The 16,752-nt window shown below is 69.0% G+C and carries 22 protein-coding genes; 13 read left to right on the top strand and 9 right to left on the bottom strand.

Going from position 1 to position 16,752, the window contains the following annotated elements:
- Nucleotides 1-443: hypothetical protein (locus AB0M52_RS15185; RefSeq protein ID WP_363953541.1), on the top strand; the 443-nt coding region annotated here is incomplete at its 5' end.
- Between the two features lie 84 nt (nucleotides 444-527).
- On the opposite strand, the gene AB0M52_RS15190 is transcribed toward AB0M52_RS15185, so the two are convergent.
- Nucleotides 528-1,235: a phosphodiesterase gene (locus AB0M52_RS15190; RefSeq protein ID WP_363953543.1), complete on the bottom strand. Its 708-nt coding sequence runs from the start codon at nucleotides 1,233-1,235 to the stop codon at nucleotides 528-530.
- Nucleotides 1,236-1,338: 103 nt separating this feature from the next.
- Here AB0M52_RS15190 and AB0M52_RS15195 point away from each other — a divergent pair, with 103 nt between their 5' ends.
- Complete coding sequence (locus AB0M52_RS15195) at nucleotides 1,339-1,923, top strand: hypothetical protein (RefSeq protein WP_363953545.1); 585 nt, start codon at nucleotides 1,339-1,341, stop codon at nucleotides 1,921-1,923.
- 3 nt (nucleotides 1,924-1,926) lie between these two features.
- On the opposite strand, the gene AB0M52_RS15200 is transcribed toward AB0M52_RS15195, so the two are convergent.
- The 4 genes from AB0M52_RS15200 to AB0M52_RS15215 form a co-directional block, all read right to left on the bottom strand.
- A complete protein-coding gene (locus tag AB0M52_RS15200; RefSeq protein WP_363953547.1) occupies nucleotides 1,927-2,532 on the bottom strand; it encodes a TetR family transcriptional regulator in 606 nt (201 codons plus the stop codon).
- 19 nt (nucleotides 2,533-2,551) lie between these two features.
- Nucleotides 2,552-3,235, bottom strand: a complete 684-nt coding sequence (locus AB0M52_RS15205) for an ABC transporter ATP-binding protein (protein WP_363953549.1) — start codon at nucleotides 3,233-3,235, stop codon at nucleotides 2,552-2,554.
- Entirely contained in the window at nucleotides 3,232-4,356 is a 1,125-nt protein-coding gene (locus tag AB0M52_RS15210; RefSeq protein WP_363953551.1) for an FtsX-like permease family protein, read from the bottom strand. Before AB0M52_RS15210 ends, AB0M52_RS15205 begins: the two co-directional genes overlap by 4 nt.
- 142 nt (nucleotides 4,357-4,498) lie before the next feature.
- Complete coding sequence (locus AB0M52_RS15215) at nucleotides 4,499-5,248, bottom strand: YoaK family protein (RefSeq protein ID WP_363953553.1); 750 nt, start codon at nucleotides 5,246-5,248, stop codon at nucleotides 4,499-4,501.
- A gap of 297 nt (nucleotides 5,249-5,545) precedes the next feature.
- Between AB0M52_RS15215 and AB0M52_RS15220 the strand changes: the two genes are divergently transcribed.
- Nucleotides 5,546-6,265 carry a hypothetical protein gene (locus AB0M52_RS15220; RefSeq protein ID WP_363953555.1) on the top strand — a complete coding sequence of 240 codons (720 nt, stop codon included), beginning with the start codon at nucleotides 5,546-5,548 and terminating at the stop codon, nucleotides 6,263-6,265.
- Between the two features lie 14 nt (nucleotides 6,266-6,279).
- Entirely contained in the window at nucleotides 6,280-7,560 is a 1,281-nt protein-coding gene (locus AB0M52_RS15225; RefSeq protein ID WP_363953557.1) for a LuxR C-terminal-related transcriptional regulator, read from the top strand.
- A 43-nt stretch (nucleotides 7,561-7,603) separates the two neighbouring features.
- On the opposite strand, the gene AB0M52_RS15230 is transcribed toward AB0M52_RS15225, so the two are convergent.
- Both AB0M52_RS15230 and AB0M52_RS15235 read right to left on the bottom strand, forming a co-directional pair.
- Nucleotides 7,604-8,749, bottom strand: a complete 1,146-nt coding sequence (locus AB0M52_RS15230; RefSeq protein WP_363953559.1) for a cupin domain-containing protein — start codon at nucleotides 8,747-8,749, stop codon at nucleotides 7,604-7,606.
- Nucleotides 8,733-8,978, bottom strand: a complete 246-nt coding sequence (locus AB0M52_RS15235; protein ID WP_363953561.1) for a hypothetical protein — start codon at nucleotides 8,976-8,978, stop codon at nucleotides 8,733-8,735. Before AB0M52_RS15235 ends, AB0M52_RS15230 begins: the two co-directional genes overlap by 17 nt.
- A gap of 20 nt (nucleotides 8,979-8,998) precedes the next feature.
- On the opposite strand from AB0M52_RS15235, the gene AB0M52_RS15240 reads away from it, so the two are divergent.
- Nucleotides 8,999-9,916, top strand: coding sequence for a YoaK family protein (locus tag AB0M52_RS15240; protein ID WP_363953563.1), 918 nt, complete (start codon nucleotides 8,999-9,001; stop codon nucleotides 9,914-9,916).
- A 58-nt stretch (nucleotides 9,917-9,974) separates the two neighbouring features.
- Here the strand turns inward: AB0M52_RS15240 and AB0M52_RS15245 are convergent, their stop codons facing one another.
- Nucleotides 9,975-10,616, bottom strand: a complete 642-nt coding sequence (locus AB0M52_RS15245; protein WP_363953565.1) for a response regulator transcription factor — start codon at nucleotides 10,614-10,616, stop codon at nucleotides 9,975-9,977.
- A gap of 218 nt (nucleotides 10,617-10,834) precedes the next feature.
- On the opposite strand from AB0M52_RS15245, the gene AB0M52_RS15250 reads away from it, so the two are divergent.
- From AB0M52_RS15250 to AB0M52_RS15280, 7 genes are all read left to right on the top strand, one after another.
- On the top strand, nucleotides 10,835-11,950 hold the full coding sequence (locus AB0M52_RS15250; RefSeq protein ID WP_363953567.1) for a putative manganese transporter: 1,116 nt from the start codon (nucleotides 10,835-10,837) through the stop codon (nucleotides 11,948-11,950).
- Nucleotides 11,951-12,009: 59 nt separating this feature from the next.
- Complete coding sequence (locus tag AB0M52_RS15255) at nucleotides 12,010-12,384, top strand: hypothetical protein (RefSeq protein ID WP_363953569.1); 375 nt, start codon at nucleotides 12,010-12,012, stop codon at nucleotides 12,382-12,384.
- A gap of 65 nt (nucleotides 12,385-12,449) precedes the next feature.
- Entirely contained in the window at nucleotides 12,450-12,602 is a 153-nt protein-coding gene (locus tag AB0M52_RS15260; protein WP_363953571.1) for a hypothetical protein, read from the top strand.
- Complete coding sequence (locus AB0M52_RS15265; protein WP_363953573.1) at nucleotides 12,599-12,802, top strand: hypothetical protein; 204 nt, start codon at nucleotides 12,599-12,601, stop codon at nucleotides 12,800-12,802. The genes AB0M52_RS15260 and AB0M52_RS15265 overlap by 4 nt, the downstream gene beginning before the upstream one ends.
- A 170-nt stretch (nucleotides 12,803-12,972) precedes the next feature.
- Nucleotides 12,973-13,728 (top strand): hypothetical protein, encoded by a 756-nt coding sequence (locus AB0M52_RS15270; RefSeq protein WP_363953575.1) that lies wholly within the window; start codon nucleotides 12,973-12,975, stop codon nucleotides 13,726-13,728.
- Between the two features lie 231 nt (nucleotides 13,729-13,959).
- Nucleotides 13,960-14,544 carry a SigE family RNA polymerase sigma factor gene (locus tag AB0M52_RS15275; protein WP_363953583.1) on the top strand — a complete coding sequence of 195 codons (585 nt, stop codon included), beginning with the start codon at nucleotides 13,960-13,962 and terminating at the stop codon, nucleotides 14,542-14,544.
- On the top strand, nucleotides 14,541-15,299 hold the full coding sequence (locus AB0M52_RS15280; protein ID WP_363953577.1) for a hypothetical protein: 759 nt from the start codon (nucleotides 14,541-14,543) through the stop codon (nucleotides 15,297-15,299). The genes AB0M52_RS15275 and AB0M52_RS15280 overlap by 4 nt, the downstream gene beginning before the upstream one ends.
- A 109-nt stretch (nucleotides 15,300-15,408) precedes the next feature.
- On the opposite strand, the gene AB0M52_RS15285 is transcribed toward AB0M52_RS15280, so the two are convergent.
- Nucleotides 15,409-15,537 carry a hypothetical protein gene (locus AB0M52_RS15285; protein ID WP_363953579.1) on the bottom strand — a complete coding sequence of 43 codons (129 nt, stop codon included), beginning with the start codon at nucleotides 15,535-15,537 and terminating at the stop codon, nucleotides 15,409-15,411.
- 184 nt (nucleotides 15,538-15,721) lie between these two features.
- Here AB0M52_RS15285 and AB0M52_RS15290 point away from each other — a divergent pair, with 184 nt between their 5' ends.
- Nucleotides 15,722-16,684 carry an ISAs1 family transposase gene (locus tag AB0M52_RS15290; protein WP_363953581.1) on the top strand — a complete coding sequence of 321 codons (963 nt, stop codon included), beginning with the start codon at nucleotides 15,722-15,724 and terminating at the stop codon, nucleotides 16,682-16,684.
- Nucleotides 16,685-16,752 lie beyond the last annotated feature (68 nt).

Here is a 16,752-nt window from a genome sequence, read left to right on the forward strand (position 1 = left end):
GACTGTCTGGCGCTGTCGGTCTGCTACTGATACTTACGAGCATCGGTACGTTCACGGCCGACGGCGCTTGGCTTTTCGCCGGGCTGCTCGGTCTCCCAATCGGAATGATCTGGTGCCTCGCCGCGGTGATCGAAGGCCCCCGCCGGTTCCTGCGCCGCAACCCGCAGATGCTGGCACCCGTGCGGTGCCGATTCACCGCGGATGCTATCGAATGGCACACCGCGGTCGACGTCTCGCTACGGCTGCCGTGGACGGCGATCAAGCAGATCCGTCGCGGCCGGGAGGCGTACCGCCTGGACTGCGCCGACCAGAACGAGCCCCGGTACCTGTGCCGCACCACGCTGACCCCAGCCGAGGACGCGCAGGTGGCCGCGTACCTCGATGAGCGGCTGGCCGCGAAGACGTCTGCGCAGCCGTCGCCACCCAGCGCGAACAGCCAGTAGCGTACTGCTGGCCTAGAAACCGCCGAGCACTCCGGCGGCGTGGCTGGCGGGCATGGAGTGTGTGATGCAGCTGCGGTCCAGGAGCTAGTGCAGCAGGTAACCGGTGGGCTCGGCGAGATAGCCGGGCGGCTGAGCGTCATGCAGGCGCAGCGCGCTTTGACGGTAGGTGCTCGGTGCGATGGTCAACGTGGTTCCGGCGAAGGGCACGAAGATCACCCGGTGGACGTGACCGGCCAGGACCCGGGCGACGTGTCGGTGCCGCGAGATGACTTCGGCCAGGGCAGCCCCATCGTCGAGGCGCATGCCGTCGAGAAACGGGATACCTATCGGTACCGGAGGATGGTGCAGGCAGACGAACGCGGGCACGTCGGCCCGGCGGGCCAGGGTGCCGTCAAGCCAGGCAAGCTGTTCGTCGCCGAGCAGCCCCGCCGGGCTGCCGGAGCGACGCGAGTCGAGCACGATGATGGACGCTGCGGGGTAGTCGACGCGGTATCTGGTCGCGGCGGTGCCACCAAGAAACGGCGAGCCGCCGAAGGTGGTCAGCAGGGCCTCAGGGTCGTCGTGGTTGCCGGCCGCCAGGTGGATCGGTATGGGAAAGCCTTCGGTGAGCGTACGAAGATCCGGGTAGGCGCCGGGGTGCCCGTACTCGCACAAGTCACCGGTGATGACCACGCAATCCGGTCGCGGTTGCAGGACAAGGATCCGCGCCAATACGTGATGCAGGTTGGCAGCCGGCTCGCCCGCCAGCGGGCCTGTGCGAATATGAGGGTCGCTCAGATGAGCGATGAACATGGCCGCTCCCTTCCACCTGGCAGCCTTTTCGCCGTCGCGACTCGCTGGAACGATGACGTCATGGTGCAGCCGTCATCGCCGGTGGGGTGCGAGAGGAGCCGCAATGATCGATCTGTCGGCGGATCCGCCGCCACACAACTCGGAGCCTCTGCGGATGCCACGGCGGCAGTTGCTGCTCTCCGCCCTTTGCGGACTCGTCGGAGGCGCTGGCGGCGCCTGGACGATCGTGTCGCTCGCCGGACCCACTGCACGGAACCAGGCCGCCGACAGCATCGCAGCGGTCGAGCCGGCCGACGGGTCCGGGACGTTCGTCGACCTGGCAACGGTCGGGCCGACCGTGACTGTGTCCATCGGACGGTCCGGGCGGTACGCCGTCACCGTCGGCGCCACCATCGCCTACGGCTCGTCGGACGACGGCGTGCTGTCACAGGGAGGAGCCATGTCGTTCGAGGCGACCGGCGCCAACCAGATTCCGCCGAGCCTCGACCGCGCGGCCAGGTCGTTTCTGTCGCTCAGCGGCATCGACGTCCCGTTCAGCGTGACGCAACCCTTTGCCTCCACGACCGTTCTCGCCGATCTCCAGCCGGGTCGGACGACGTTCACGGCGAAGTATCGCGCCGAGGGCGGCTCGCCCGTGCCGGTATTCTTCAGCGACAGAACCATCCTCGTCACGCCGCTTGCCTCATGAATGCTATGACTCGGTAGCCTCGGTTCGTCCGACGCGGTGCGACAGGAAGGGACCGAGCAGTTCCCGGACCCGCTCTTCAGTGGCGGTCACATCCGCACCCGCCTCAATCATTCGGCTGGCGGTGTAGACCACCGAGCTGATCAGGGCTGCCGTGCTGGTCGGATCGGGAAGTTGCAGTTCGGTGAGCGCAGCCACCAGCGGGGTGCTCATCTGCTCGTGCATTCGACGGGAGCTGGCGTTGACCTCATCGCCGGGCACCGACTCGATCAGCGCGGCGGCGAGGGCGTGCTCCCCTTCGGCGACCAGGCGCAGGTTCGTCGCCACGTACGCGAGCACCCGCTCGCCGGGAGTGCCGGCCTCGGCCATCGCCTCGGTGACCTGGCGCGACCAGTTCGGCAGCACCTCCCGTACCAGCTCCAGCAGCAGGTCGTCGCGGGAGCGGAAGTACTCGTAGATCGACGAACGGGGCAGGCCCGCGCGGGACGCCACCGCGGCGAGGGTGGGGGCGTGTCCGGGTTCCTCGGCCAGCAGGGTACGGGCGGCGGCGAGGAGGGCCCGGCGCCGTTCGGCCCGGTGTTGCGCGACCGTCGGCGCGTTGATGCGCGGCACGGGCCCTCCCTCGCGTCCGTCAGCCGGCGGACAGCCGTCCGTCGATCATCTCCACCACCCGGTCGCAGTGTTCCAGGACGTCCTGGTCGTGGGTCACCATCACGGTAGCGACCGCCGACTGCTTCGTCTCCTTGGCCAGCAGTCGCACCACCTCGTGGCTGCGGGCCCGGTCCAGCGCGGCGGTCGGTTCGTCGACCAGCAGGAGCAGCGGGCGCCCCACCAGGGCGCGGGCGATGCCGACCCGCTGCCGTTCGCCGCCGGAGAGCTGGTGCGGCCGCCGGTCGGCCTTGTGCGCCATCCCGACGTCGGCGAGCAACTGCGTCGGGGTGCGGTCGTCGATCCGCCGGCGGCTCAGCTTGGTGACCAGCCGGAGCTGGTCCACCGCGGTGAGCGCCGGCAGCAGGTTCCCGCTCTGGAACACGAACCCGACGTGATCCCGGCGGTAGGCCGCCCGATCCTTGGCGCTCATCGCGGCGACGTCGCGGCCGTCAATGGTGACGGTTCCCTCGTCGGGGGTGGTCAGCACGCCGGCGACGGCCAGCAGGCTGGACTTGCCCGCGCCCGAGGGGCCGACGACGGCGACCAACTCGCCCGGATCGACCGTCAGGTGGACGCCGTCGAGGGCGGTGACCGTCGCGTCGCCGTCCCCCAGGCGCAGGGTCACGCCGGCCAGGACGAGGCCCTTACGGTCGGTGGTGTTCATCGCTGTTCTCCCAGGGCGGCGAGCGGGTCGATGGTCGTGACGCGGACGATGGCTGCGGACGCACCCAGGAGACCGAGCAGCACCAGCAGCAGTGCGGCGATGGTGACGGCGGGCGCTTCGAGGGCGAACGGCACCCCGCTGCCGCCCATCAGGCCGCCGAGACCGACGCCGACCGCCACGCCTGCGGTGATCGCCGCCGTCAGGATGACCAGCGCCTGTACGAGTCCGTCCCGCAGCAGGTAAGGCTTGGCGGCGCCCATCGCGCGCAGTACCGCGAGCTCGTGCCGGCGGTTGATCGTCCAGACCGTGAAGAACGCGCCGACGACGAGCGCCGAGATGGCGTACAGGAAGACCTGGATGAGGGTCAACGTGGTGGTTTCGGCGGTGTAGCCCGGCGAGGCACCGTACGACTCCTGCTTGCTGACGGTCGACGTGCCGGCGGCGGCGTCGCCGGCGGTGAGGTCGACGGTGTCGTCCGCCTGGATCGCGATCGCCGTTGCGCGATCGGCCGCCGACGCGGGAAGGTCCTGGCCGGGACCGACGCCCGCATGCAGCCGTCGCCAGGTGTCCAGTGGCAGGTACGCCACATCGACGTGACCGTAGGTGTGCTGGTCCGCGGTGGCGCCCACCACGGTCAGCACCGTGCCGATCCGGTCCACGGTCACCGTGTCCCCGACGCGCAGCCCGGCATCGAGGGCGGTCCGTGACACCAGGATGCCGTCCGGTGCGCCCAGACCGGTTCCCTCGACAGCCGTGGGGGCGAGAAAGGAGCCCGGCTCCACGCCGAAGAGAGCCAGGTCGACGGGCACGTCGCGGCTGCTACGGGTGTTGACCAGCAGGTTGCCGAACGGCTCCGCCTCCCGTACGCCGGGCTGCTGACGCCACCGGTCGACCTGCTGGCCATCCACCACGCTGCGCGAGAAGGCAGAGTCGATCTTGGTCTCCCCATCGAAGGCGAAGGCGGTGACCGGGAGTCGCTGCAATCCGGACACACCGTCGTTGACCAAGCCGGACGACAGCCCCGACAGCAGCACCATCAGCACCGCGATCAGGGCAACCACGCTGCCCATCAGGGTGAATCGCCAGCGCGCGAAGCGGAGCTCGCGCAACGCCAGGAACATAAGTCCTCCTCGAGAGACATCCCCCGCGATTTTTCCGACGGAATGTCGGCAACTTTATCGACAGCATGTCGGCAAAATTGCGTGACTCTCGGTGAACTTGGTCACCGGCGGCGAACGCGGCGCGAGCAGCCGGCACCGCGGGTCAGGTGTGGCTGCGGGTGCGGGCAGGGTTCGGGCGGACCATGAACATCACGGCGACCAGGGCGAGCGTCGCCCAGGCTGGCACCCAGAGAGGTCGCTGCTGCGCCAGGGTGCCAATGCCGCCGCCGACGGCATACCCGACGAGCGTCAGCAGGCCGAGCAGCGAGGCCCGGCGAGCCTTGGTCCGGTCCACGCCCGGGCCGGCGAGCCAACTGACGATCCGTTCGCCGGTCTTCGCCACCGTGCCCGACTGGTACGTGATGGTGGTGGCGACCCCGGCGGTGCGCACGAACAGCGTGGCCAGGCAACCCATGGCGAATCCGCCGAGCGCCGACAGCGCGATCCGCGCCTGCGGCCCGTGCCGGCCGTACTGGAGCAGGACGTTGAGGACGGCCCACACCGACGTGGCGATCACGGTGGCGACGAGAACTCGGACGGGCGCAGACCATCGGCTCCGCGTCGCGCGCAGCCGAGTGACCACACCCGCTCCGGCGGCGAATGCCACCAGCGACGCCGCCGCTGCCGGCCAGGTGGGATGCCGGCCGGCCGGGCCGATGCCGAGAAAGACGACGTTGCTGGACTGGTTGGCGACGAAGGCGCCGTAGCTGAGGTAGGCGAAGGCGTCGACGAAGCCGGCGATTCCAGTGGTCAAGGCCAGGACCAGGAACGGTAGACGGAACTCGCGGCGCGAATCGTCCAGGCCGGTCCACCCCGACCGCTGCCCGGGCTGTGGGGGTTCAGAGCTGACCATCGGGTTCTCCACGGCTCCGGATGTGCGGTCAGGCAGATCCGTCAGGTCTTCACACCGATCCGAATGCGACCATTCCAGCAACTTAGCGGCTTTTCGGCGGAAAATGCTCGTTCTCTCGTCAAGAAGGACACGACTGGCCGCTATCTGAATCCACCTCGTCTTTCTGTTCTGAATCGAGCCGGAGTAGCTGCCCGCCTGGTTAGCCTCGCTGTGACGGGTCCGACCCGCAACGCCACGGCCTGAGGCCGGATGTCGGGAAGCGTTGACCAAAGGTGGGTTCTGTTGCCCGATACGTCGTTGACCAACCGTCCCAAGATGCACACCGGCGGCTCGGCGCCGATGACCGCCGTCGAGCGCTGCGTGCTCCGCGCGGTCGCGGTCGCCGACGCCCCGTGCGAACTGTGGTTCCTCGAACAGATGGTCGTCCGGTCAGGTATGGCACCGGGTCAGCCCGTCGACGCGACGGTGGAGGAGCTGGTTGCCCGGGATGTCCTGGTCGACACGCCCGCCGGTCTGCGACTGTCCTCGCCTCAACTCCGCGACGGCATACTGGGCTCCGTTCCGTTGTCGTTGCGCCGGGCCCTGCACGAAACGGCGGCGATGGTGCTGGCCGTGGCAGGCCACTCGACCCAGGCCGCCAGTCAGATGCTCCAGGCGATGCCGGTGGTGAGCCACGCCGCCCGGGTGGTGGTCGCCCGGTTGGTGACCGACCCGGCGGTGAGCCCGGCGCTCGCGGCGGACCTGCTGCTCTCGGACGGGGCACCGCATGAGCCGGGTGCCCGCCTGGACTGGCTCATCGCCACCGCCGACAACCTCTTCCTGGCCGGGCGGCTCACCGAGGCGTTGGCCCTGCTGCACGACAGGTGGCGTCCGACCGGTACGGGCCACGCCAGCGGGCTTTCCTGCTCGGCCGGATGGGCGCCTACTACGCGTCCCAACGCCCCTCTCTGTCCATGGCCTATCTCAACCGAGCACTGGTACAGCACGCGGACGTCGCCGGCCGAAGTTGGGTCCTGACGATGCTGGCGTCGGTGGCGGCCAGATTCGGCCATCCGGACACCGACCAGCTGCTGGCCGAGGCGGAGCGGGCACACGCCGCCGCACCGGCCCCCGGCGGTGACCTCCAGTTGGCCATGGCCTGCGCGGCCAGCGCCTCGGGCGCCGGACATGTGTCGCGTGCCGGGCGGATCCTGCGGGAGGTCGACGCCGGCGAACCCGCGGCTCGGACCCAGGCGGTCTTCCTGCGCGTCGACCGGATCGCCAACCAGCTTTCGCTGGGCCAGTTCGCCGACGCGCGGACGGCCCTCACCACGGTCACCACGGAGATCGAGACCCTCGGTGTGGTGGCACAGCCGTTGCTCACCGCGTTGGACTGCGTTGCCCACCTCGCGGTGGGTGAGTTCTCCGAAGCGGAGGCGCTCGCCCGACTGGCGCTCAAGGGGTCAGGTGACGCGCTGCCGGACGAGGCGCGAGTCAGTTTGCTCGCCACGGTGGTGGAGGTCCTCCTGCGCCGGGGCGAGCTGGCCGTGGCCCGCGCGCTGCTGACCTCGGAGAAGCCCGCGCTGGACTGGCCGGACAACATGCAGTGGTTCCGGCTGGGCTGCGCCGTCGCCGGCGACCCCGAACCGGACCGGCATGCCGCGCTGATTCGGGCCACCATCGACATGACCGACCGGTCGTTGGCTCAGCTGCTCCTGGTGCCGCACCACGGGCCACGACTGGTCCGCGCCGCATTGCTGCTGGGTGACAAGCCGCGGGCGGAGATGCTTGCCAGCGGACTGAAGCGGGTTGCGGGGAAGACGAACATTCGGCTCTGGCGAGGGGTCGCCCACCATGTGGATGGCCTCGTGACCGGTGATCCCGCCGCGTTGCGAACAGCGGTGGCCCGGCTGCGTACCACCTCCGCGCGCCCGGCACTGGCCGACGCGTTGTTCGACCTGGCGAGGTCACCCCGCCTGCCGGCGCGGGAGGCGCTCACCGCCTTGGAGAAGTGCGGCGCGCTCTACGTACGCCTCGGCGCGAACGGCGATGAGGACCGGGCCCGTCAGATCAGCCGCGAGATCAGCGACAGCGGCCGAAGCCGCGCCCAACCGACGCGTAACGGCGTCGAGGCGCTGACCCCCGCCGAGGCCCGGGTGGCCGAACTGCTGGCCCGCGGTGCGACGAAACAGCAGGCGGCGCGCGATCTCTTCATTTCATTCCACACCGTGGACACCCATCTGCGCGCGATCTACACCAAACTCGGTGTCCGGAGCCGGGTGGCGCTGGCACTGGTCTGGGACGCCCGTAAAAAGGATGCTACGACCGAATGAATTCGGTCGTAGCATTCGCGTACGAGCGCAGAACGGAGCGGTTTCAGTGCCGCTGCACCGCGTGCTTCTCCTTCGGCATCACCTCGATCAGCTCACGAGGCATGTTGAGGGTGGCGGCGACCACCTCCGGCGGAATGTTCGCGAGCCACTGCATGAGCGACATGTCCTCGAACTTCGCGGTACGGAACAGTTCCAGGTAGACGAACGGCTCGTCGCCGATGTTCTCCACGTAGTGGCCCATGGAAATCGGCACGTAGCCGACGTCGCCGGTCTCCAGGTTGAAGGTCCGGGCCGTGGCGTGATTCGCGAAGACGCCCATCCGGCCGCGACCCGAGAGAATGTACTGCATCTCGGCTCCGTTGGGGTGCCAGTGCAGCTCACGCATCGCGCCCGGTTCGAGCTCCACCATCGCGACCGTGGTCGTGGTCGCCGCGGCGAAGTTGGTCGAGTCGGCGATTCGTACGCTGCCGCCCTCGAATCGCTCGGGCGTCTGGGCGAGGAGTTGGTGTTTGAACGTCCGTGGCACGTCACCGGTGGGGCTGAAGACCCGGTCCTCGGCGAGCGGGGGCGGAATCTCCCCCGGGAAGATGTACTTCTCGCGCTCCGGCAGGTTGCGCATCTGCTCCATCGTCCAGCCGAAGTTCTTGGCGATCACTTCCTTGGGCACGTGGGCGAAGAAGTCGGTCACCTGGAAGGTCGCGTCCTCGGAGTAGCAGCCGTCGTCGAACACCAGAAGGAACTCGACGCCTTCCTCGAACGCCTGGATGTGGTGCGGGATACCGGCCGGGAAGTACCAGAGGTCCCCTTCCTTGACATCCTCCAGGAAGTTGCGCCCCTCCTGGTCCACCGCGGCGATCCGGGCACTGCCCTTGAGTATGAACGCCCACTCGGACTGGATGTGCCAGTGCAGTTCCCGGTAGGCCCCCGGGTCGAGCTTCATGTCGATGATCGCCAGATCATGGGCGATCGGCAGGAGGCGGTTCGTGACCTCCCGGGTCCAGCCGCCGCTCTCATGGCGGGTGTGGGACAGCGAGAACGGAAACACCAGGTTCGGCAGCAGGCCATGATCCGTGGAAGGCGGATTGACCAGATCGGGGTGCGCCCGGTCGATCGCAGCGTTTCGCGGAAGGGTGCCGATCATCGAGCCGTCGCCGTTCGACGACATCGGCCGGTCAGCGGATCTGGGCATGGCGGACAGCCTTTCTGGCGGCGGGCACCGGAGCGGCGACCCGGGACGGAAGGAACAGATCGCGGACGTGCCCAGTGCCTTGGGCCGCGACTGCGAGCGGGATCGCGACACAGATGAAGATTGGTGCCACGATGCTCCAGATGGGAGCGTCAATGGTGATTCCGGCGGCGGCCAGAACCGCGAACGAATAGAACTTGATGCGAATTCTGGCCATTGGGGCCAGGTGCATGGCACCCTCCTTCGTCGTCGATGGCGTATCGCCGGCGCCACACGGTGGTCGCCGCGGCGTTGGTCATAACCGCGATCCTGGCGAACCTGCGCCCGCCGGGGAATCACGCGATCGCGCCATTCCACCGAAGCGATGGCAGCGGGTTTGTCGTGCGCGATTCCGGGGTAGAGCGCCGAATGCCTAACTCCCACCACGAATCTGGACGATCGGCCCAGGTTGCACCGAGTCGTTGGCGATTGAGTGAAGTGGACTTCCACGCCCCATTGTTCGCCTTGGTGTTGGGCACTGGCCTGGCCGGCGTGGTCGATGCCTTCGCATTCCTTCGGTACAAGGTCTTCGTCGGAATTCAAACCGGCAACGTGGTCTTCGTCGGTATGGGTCTGGCCGGTCATCTCCCCGCATGGCCATCCGCGGTGGCGTCGCTTGTCGCCTTTGGCCTTGGTGGTCTACTCGGCGCCGGTATCCGACGGATTCCGGCAATCGGCCCGATCACGCCGCCGGGCATGGAACTGTTCGCCATGCTGGTGCTGCTCGTCGTATGGGGGTTGGTCGACCGGGCACTCGGCTCGGGTCGCGATTCGTTGACCGAGCGCACGGTGCTGACCGCCCTGTGCGCCTTCCCCATCGGCATCCTCGGCGGGCTCATCGTCCGAACCTTCGGCGTGCAGACCGCGACGTCGTACCAGACCGGGACCGTGCTGCGTACCACCCAGGGCCTCGCCGACTGGGTCTTCGGCGGCGGCGACACCGCCGGTGCCCGCAGGCTGGCCATGATCGGGCTGCTCTGCCTGGCCAGTTATGCGGTCGGAGGGTACGTGGGCGCGGCCACGCAGAGCCGCCCCATCTCGACCTTCGTGATCCTGTGGGCGCTGATCGTCGTGATGATCGCACTCACCCTCGGCAAGAAGCCGAAGGGATCGCGAACGTCGCGACGTTGAGGTTTGCGCGCGCGGGCGTACCGTTCCACCCCGCGCCTTGTCCCGGGTGACCGGATGGTCAATCGTCGAGCAGTCCGGCGTGGCCGGCGAGCGCCGCCGCTTCCGCCCGGCTGGAGACGCGCAGCTTGCGCAGCAGCGCGGCGGTCATCCGTTTCACGGTTCGGTCGGAGACGTGCATCTGGTCGGCGATCGCCAGGGTGCTGCGACCGGCGGCGATCGACCGGAGCAGAGTACGTTCCGCGGCGTCGAGGTCGGCAGGCGGAACCCGGCCGGGGCGTAGCAACGTGCGCAGCATCTGCGCAGGCAGCACCGCCCAGCCGTCGAGGACGGCCAGCAGTGGTGGGAGGAGTTCCTCCGGCTCGGCACTCTTGGGCACGAGCGCCTCGGCACCGGCGCGCAGCGCCGCCAAGGGGGATGTCAGATCGTCCGTATCGGCCATCGCCACGACCCGTACCCGGGGTGTGGTCCGCCGGATCGCCCCCACCGCGCGGACCCCTCCCGGAGCCGGCATGTGCAGGTCGACCAGGACCAGATCGGGAAGGCACCGGCTCACCAGCGACGCAGCCGCAGCGGCGTCAACGGTGGAGCCCACCACCCGCGCCCGCCCAGCCGTCGCGGTCGGGAGCAGCAGTTCGAGGCCGCAGACGAAGATCGGATGGTCGTCGACGACGGCCACCCGGAGCGCGGCAGACTGCGGCATGTCTGTTCCTTCCCAGCTACGTCCCAACCATGCATCTCCGTGCCGAATGAGCGGTAGGGGCCGCGGTGGGTGGCGGTTGAGCAGCTGCTCCCCGATCTCCAGGACGGATTGACCCGGCGAGGCCACCAGTTGGCCCGGACGGGTCAGTAACCGGGGTAGCTGTCCTCCGGCCGAGGAGGTTTCTCCCCTGCGGGCCGTGGCTTCCCCGGAGGTGCGCTGTGACCGAACTCGTGCTCCGTCCCCTCGCCGACGCGTTCATGCAGGTGGGCGTATACGTCGCCGTCATGGTGGCGATCTTCGGCTGGTTGCGCTGGCGCTACGGCGAGAAGGCCACCGACGTGTTCACCCGACGGCGCCGGCTCGGCCCGCTGGCCGGGGCGCTGCTGGGCGTCAGTCCCGGCTGCGGCGGCGCCATCGTGCTCATGCCGCTCTACGCCCGGGGGAAGGTCTCCTTCGGTACGGTGGTGGCCGCCCTGACCGCCACCATGGGTGACTCCTCCTGGGTCGTGCTCGCCTGGAACCCCCTGTTCGCCGCCAAGCTCCACGCCCTGCTCTTCGTCGTCGGACTCGTCACCGGATACGTCGTCGACGCACTCGGCATCGACCCGGCCCGGGCGGTCCAGCGGCGGCCCGCGGCGGTCGCGCCCGTGGCACCTGCGGCCGTCCCGGTTTTCGCCGGTCTGCCGGACGGCCCCGAAAAGCGGCGGCTGTTCGCCAAACTGACGCCCCGGATATCCGCGTCGACGACCTTCTGGGGAGTCACCACCCCAGCCTTCGCGGTATCGGTGCCGGTGCTCTTCCAGATGATCGACGTGAACGTGCTGACCCGGGCCTTCGGCGGCGTCGACCCGTACCTCGCGCTCGGCGTTCTCGGTACGGCGATCGCACTGTCGATCTTCGCTGCCGGTCGTGGCCGGCTGGCCGACGACAGTCTGGAGACGGCGCATCCCCAATCGATGGGGGCCACCCTGCGGCACAGCGCCCACGAGGCATCCTTCGTCACCGTCTGGGTCGCCGCGGCCTACCTCGGTTGGCAGCTCGTCACCACCACCACCGGCTTCGACGGCTCCCAACTCGCCCTGACCGGCATCGTCGGCGTCCTGGTGGGCGCCGGGATCGGCCTCATCCCCGGCTGCGCTGTACAGATCGTCTTCACCGGCCTCTACGTCGGCGGTGGGCTGCCGCTGCCGACCCTGGTCGCCAACGCACTCAGCCAGGACGGTGACGCGCTCATCCCGCTCGCCGCCCTGCGCCGGCACTCCGCCGCCCTGGCCACCGTCATCACCACCATCCCGGCGGCAGCCGTCGGCGCGGCTCTACTCGTCCTGCTCTGATCCCCGAATCCGCCAATCGGAGATCGCCGCCAATCTCGTCGCTGCCGCCTGATCGCTGCTTGCTGTTCTTCGTGCGGTACGGCCGCCATCTCGACCGCGAGGTTTGCCTTGGCGACGTCTGCGACTCTGGTCGCGTGAACGACCGCTTTCGCCGGCTGCCCCCGCGGATCGAGCCTCTGTACGAGACACAAGACGTCTCCGCCCCACCGCCGTTGCCCGAGGTGTCGGAGACGATCGGGTTGACGGCCGCTGGCCAGATCGCGGATCTTGAGCGGCTGGCTGGCGCAATCGCTCGCCGTCCCGACCAGCGCGGATCAGCCCCCCTCGTCCACGACCCGGCGCAGCGCGGCTGGCGTCGGCGGGTGCTGGTCGTCGTCTTCGGCGCTCTGGCACTGGGAATGGTCGCCGTGGCGGTGATGACCTGGGTCGGATAACCGGCCCTCGGATGCGGCGCGACAGCCGACCGCACAGCGCGTCAGGCTCGATCGGGAACTTCGGCGTGCCACCCACGGCGATCCCGGACGATTTCGCCGAGCGGGCCGCGCTCTGGCGTACCGTCTCGCGCGGACGCCGCCTGCTCATCCTGCTCGACCACGCGCATACCCCGGAGCAGTTGCGTCTGCTGCTGCCGGCCGGCACCGGCGAACCATGATCGTCACCGGTAGCCGGCGCATCCCCGACCTGCCGGTCACCCAGTGGGTCTCCCTGCCGGCCTTCACACCGGAGGAATCCGTCGAGCTTTTCCGCCGGGTCGCCGGCCGGGAACGAGTCGACGCCGCCCTGCGATTCGCCGACGCCTGCTCCCACCTGCCGCTGGCGGTACGCCTCCGTGCAGCTCGCGGGCTCTCTTGACGTCCGGTCCGGCCTTCGCCTGGTCGATGACGTCGCCCGACTCCACCGAACCCGGGGAACATCCGTCTCTACCAGGTCCGGGGCGGTTCACCGGCTTGAAATTGTCGTGGCCAATGCGGGCGCTTCGTTCGCGAACACGGGCACTTGTGTCCATCAATTAGTTTATGTGCATGTCTGACGAGTCCGAGGGACTGGCCGACGGTGCGTTCCCGCTGACGACGTGGGAGCGGATCATCGCGACGGCGACTGGCGGTGCGCTTCTCACCGTCGGCGTGTTCGCCGTGTTCCTCTCCGTCAACCAGGCCGGCAGCGTGGCTCTGTTGCTCGTCGGCGGGTTGTTCGTGCTGTTCGGGGTCAACGGGATGCCCTTGCTCAGTGCGAAGCTCATGGAGTTCGAGTTCCGAATGGCGGCGCGGTTGCGTCGGGCGGTCCGCGACCTCGCTGCCCACCTGCCGGACAACGAGGCGAGGCTGGTGCTGTCGACGATCGAGGAAGCGAGCCCGAAGAAGTACGCCGAGCCGTTGGTGACCCTGATCGACGTGCTGCTGTTCGAAGCGCGCGTGCGGGACGCAGCGATGCTGACCGGCGAGCAACTGACCCCTCGGGAAGATCCGGGAACCGGCGACCCGCTGTTGCACGTCGTGCTCTCCGGCGACGTACGAGTCGGCGTCTTCGCGATGTTCGCGCCGACCGAGCACGGCTTACTCACGCCGGAGTTCACCGAGGTATTTCTGGCCCGGTTGCCGGCCGCCGGTATGCAGGGCGTTCTGTTGATTACGTGCGTCCCGGACGGCGGCGACCTAGCCACACTCGCGGAGCGGATCCCGGTCCCGGCGGTGGTCGTGCGCACTGGACCGACCGGACAGATACCGCCCCTCGGGCCGTTCCTCGACCAGTTCCGCTCGCCGGGTCCGCCGCAACGCTGAGGCCGTAAGCCCGTCCTCGTGCCAGACAGGCTGCGGGCAAGCCGGCGATCCGGGGGATGCCGCCCGTCAAGCCGCGCGGAGCTGACCGGTGTGCTACGACGATCGAAACGCGGCAGCCGCCCGCTCCGACCGCCAGCGCTCCGCCGGCTCCCGGCGGGCATGGTTCGGGGTAGATCTTCTCAGCCCGTGACAACGTTTCAGCAATGCTGCTGCGTGGTGGCTAGTGTGAGCATGGACAGCGAACCATCTACCGTCGGCCCGGCGTCCGTGGTGCCCGCGGTGGTTGACGAGCCGGATGCCGCCCGCCTCCGCGTCGGGGCAACGGGCACGCGTGACCAGGAGTTCCTTGAGTTTGTGGCCGCGTCCGGTCGCTACCTGCTACGCACTGCTGTGCTGCTGTGCGGTGACCCGGTCCGGGCCGAGGAACTGGTCCAGGCCACCTACGAGCGCACGTATCGGTCCTGGCGCGTGGTGCGCGACGGCGACCCACAGGCCTACGCGCGCCGTGTGCTGGTCAACCTTCGCATCGACGGGTGGCGGCGCACGCGTCGCGAGGTCCTCGTCGACCCAGTCAGGCTGCCCGATCGGCCCGGGCCCGACCACACGCGCACCGTCCTCGCCCGCAACGCCGTAGTCCAAGCTCTGGCCCGGCTGCCGCTGGCACAGCGGCGGGTCGTGGTGCTGCGACACCTGCTCGACCTTACCGAGACCGAGGTTGCACACGAACTGGAGATCTCGGTCGGCACCGTCAAGTCCCACCACGCGCGGGGCATCGCGCGACTGCGCGAGATCTTCGCGGAAGGGGATCTGCAATGAGCGCCCAGCTACACGACGACGATGACATCGTTGCCCGCCTGCGGGCCGACGCCCCGGGCTACCCGGAGACCGGTCCCGATGCCGGGCGTACCCTCGCCGCTGCCCGACGAGCGCTGCGCCGCAGCCGAGGCCGGCGGGCGCTTGGCGGCATGGCCACGGTCGTGGCCGCCCTCGTCGGACTCACAGCGATCGGCCCGATCGATCTGCCCGGCATCGGCACGTTCGCCACGCCTTTCGGATACGACACCAATTCGCTCCCGAACCAAGGCAACCCACCCGTGTACCCGCGCGAGCGGATGCTCCAAGACGTCGCGGCCTTAGAGCTTCAGGTACTGCCGGTGGCCGAGCAACTGGGGCTCACGTCGTACCTCGATGAGGGAGCGGCATGGGGTCATCCGGCGTGTCGCGTGTTCACCTGGTCACACGGAGCGTTCCGGGACCGCGACTCCGATTGCGCGAACCCCGACGACCCCGAGCTGCCGTTTGACACCGAGAGCGATGCGGCGTTCACCCGGGTATCTGACGCGATCGAGAACTCGGGCGTGAACATTTACCGGATCGAGAAGGGCGGCTGGGGCCCCGGCACATCGTTCCACCTCCGCGACGGCTCCTGGAAGTGGAACTGGTACTACTCCTACGTTCCCGGCACCCCGCCCGACGCCCCAGCAGAGGAGCAGACCGAGACAAGTCTGGGCGTCAGGCTGCAGGTCCACGTCAGCGGCGACTGGTGGTTCACCGTGGAGCCCGACGACTGACACGGCGACTTTGACCGGCGGTCCTTGCGCCCGTAGTCATCCGACGGCACGCGCATGATCTGCCGGTCCTCGTCGTAGCCGTACGCGACCGGCAGCGGATGGCGTAGCTTCACCCCCGATGGGCTACGGCGAGCTTCGCCCCGTGCAACCGGCCCAGCAGGAAAGGCAGCTCGATCTCCCACATCTGGCCCTTGAGCCCGAGCAGGATCCGGTCGTTGCCGTCGGCCAGGTCGTACACGCCATCGGTGCCGATCAGCAGCGTGCCGGTCGAGGCCGCCGGCCACCACCCAGGGCCCCGGCAAAGTCGTGAGGCTGTCCGGCTTGATGTGGTTGGTGTAGACGCGCCCGTGCTGGTGGTAGCAGGGCGGGCATGACCGGTTCAGATGATCATCGAGGTTCCTACGCCTTATTGATCGTCCGAAGTGAGTCATGCCCGCCCTGCCATCATCGCTGATCTCGTCTTTGTCTGGCGCGCCGGATGTCACCGTGCCCGAACCGCTGCTGGGCTGCCTGCGGCGCTGGCGGGTCTGCCGGATCCTCGCGCTCGCCGTGGTGTGCGGCACCGGTTGGCGGTCGTGGTCACCGCGGCCGTGTGTGCGGTGGTGGCCGGCTATCGCTCGTACACCGCGATCGCCGAGTGGATCGCCGACGTCCCGGATGCCACCGCGTTGGCGTTGGGTATCGTCCCGGACCGGCGTCCGTCAGAGGCGATGGTCCGTCGGTTGTTGCAGGCCCTGGATGCGGACCTGCTCACCGCGGCCGTCAGCGGCTGGCTCGCCACCCGGGCCATGAGCAGGACGCCGGCCGAGCGGCGGGCGATCGCCGTGGACGGCAAGACACTGCGCGGCTCCCGCACCTCCGGCACCACCGCCGCGCCTGTCCTCGCCGCGTGCGACCAGGCCACCGGCGTGGTCCTGGCCAGCACCGACGTGGACGGCAAGACCAACGAAATCACCCGCTTCACCCCGCTGCTCGACCAGATCAGCGACCTCCGCGACACCGTCATCACCGCCGACGCCCTGCACTGCCAACGCGACCACGTCGCCTACCTCGCCGAACGCGGCGCCCACTGGATCCTGACCGTCAAGGCCAACCAGCCCAACCTGCACGCCCAACTCGCCGGCCTGCCCTGGCAGGCCGTCCCAGAAGCGGCCCGCGACACCGACCGCGGCCACGGCCGCCGCGAGATCCGCACCCTCCAGATTCTGACGATCTCCACCGGGATCGACTTCCCCCACGCGGCCCAGGCATTGCGGATCCGCCGCCGCAGACGCCGCCTCGACCAGCCGAAACGCTTCACCACCGAGACCGTCTACGCCATCACCGACCTGCGCGTCCACGAAGCCAAACCGGCTCTAGGGACTGTACAAATAACGGCTGATTGACCGATCAAGGGAGAGACGCCAGATGACGACCGAGGCCACCGTGGGACAGCCGGCCGTGGAGCCGGTGG

Source organism: Micromonospora sp. NPDC051296 (assembly GCF_040682255.1).
Classification (GTDB): domain Bacteria; phylum Actinomycetota; class Actinomycetes; order Mycobacteriales; family Micromonosporaceae; genus Micromonospora; species Micromonospora craterilacus.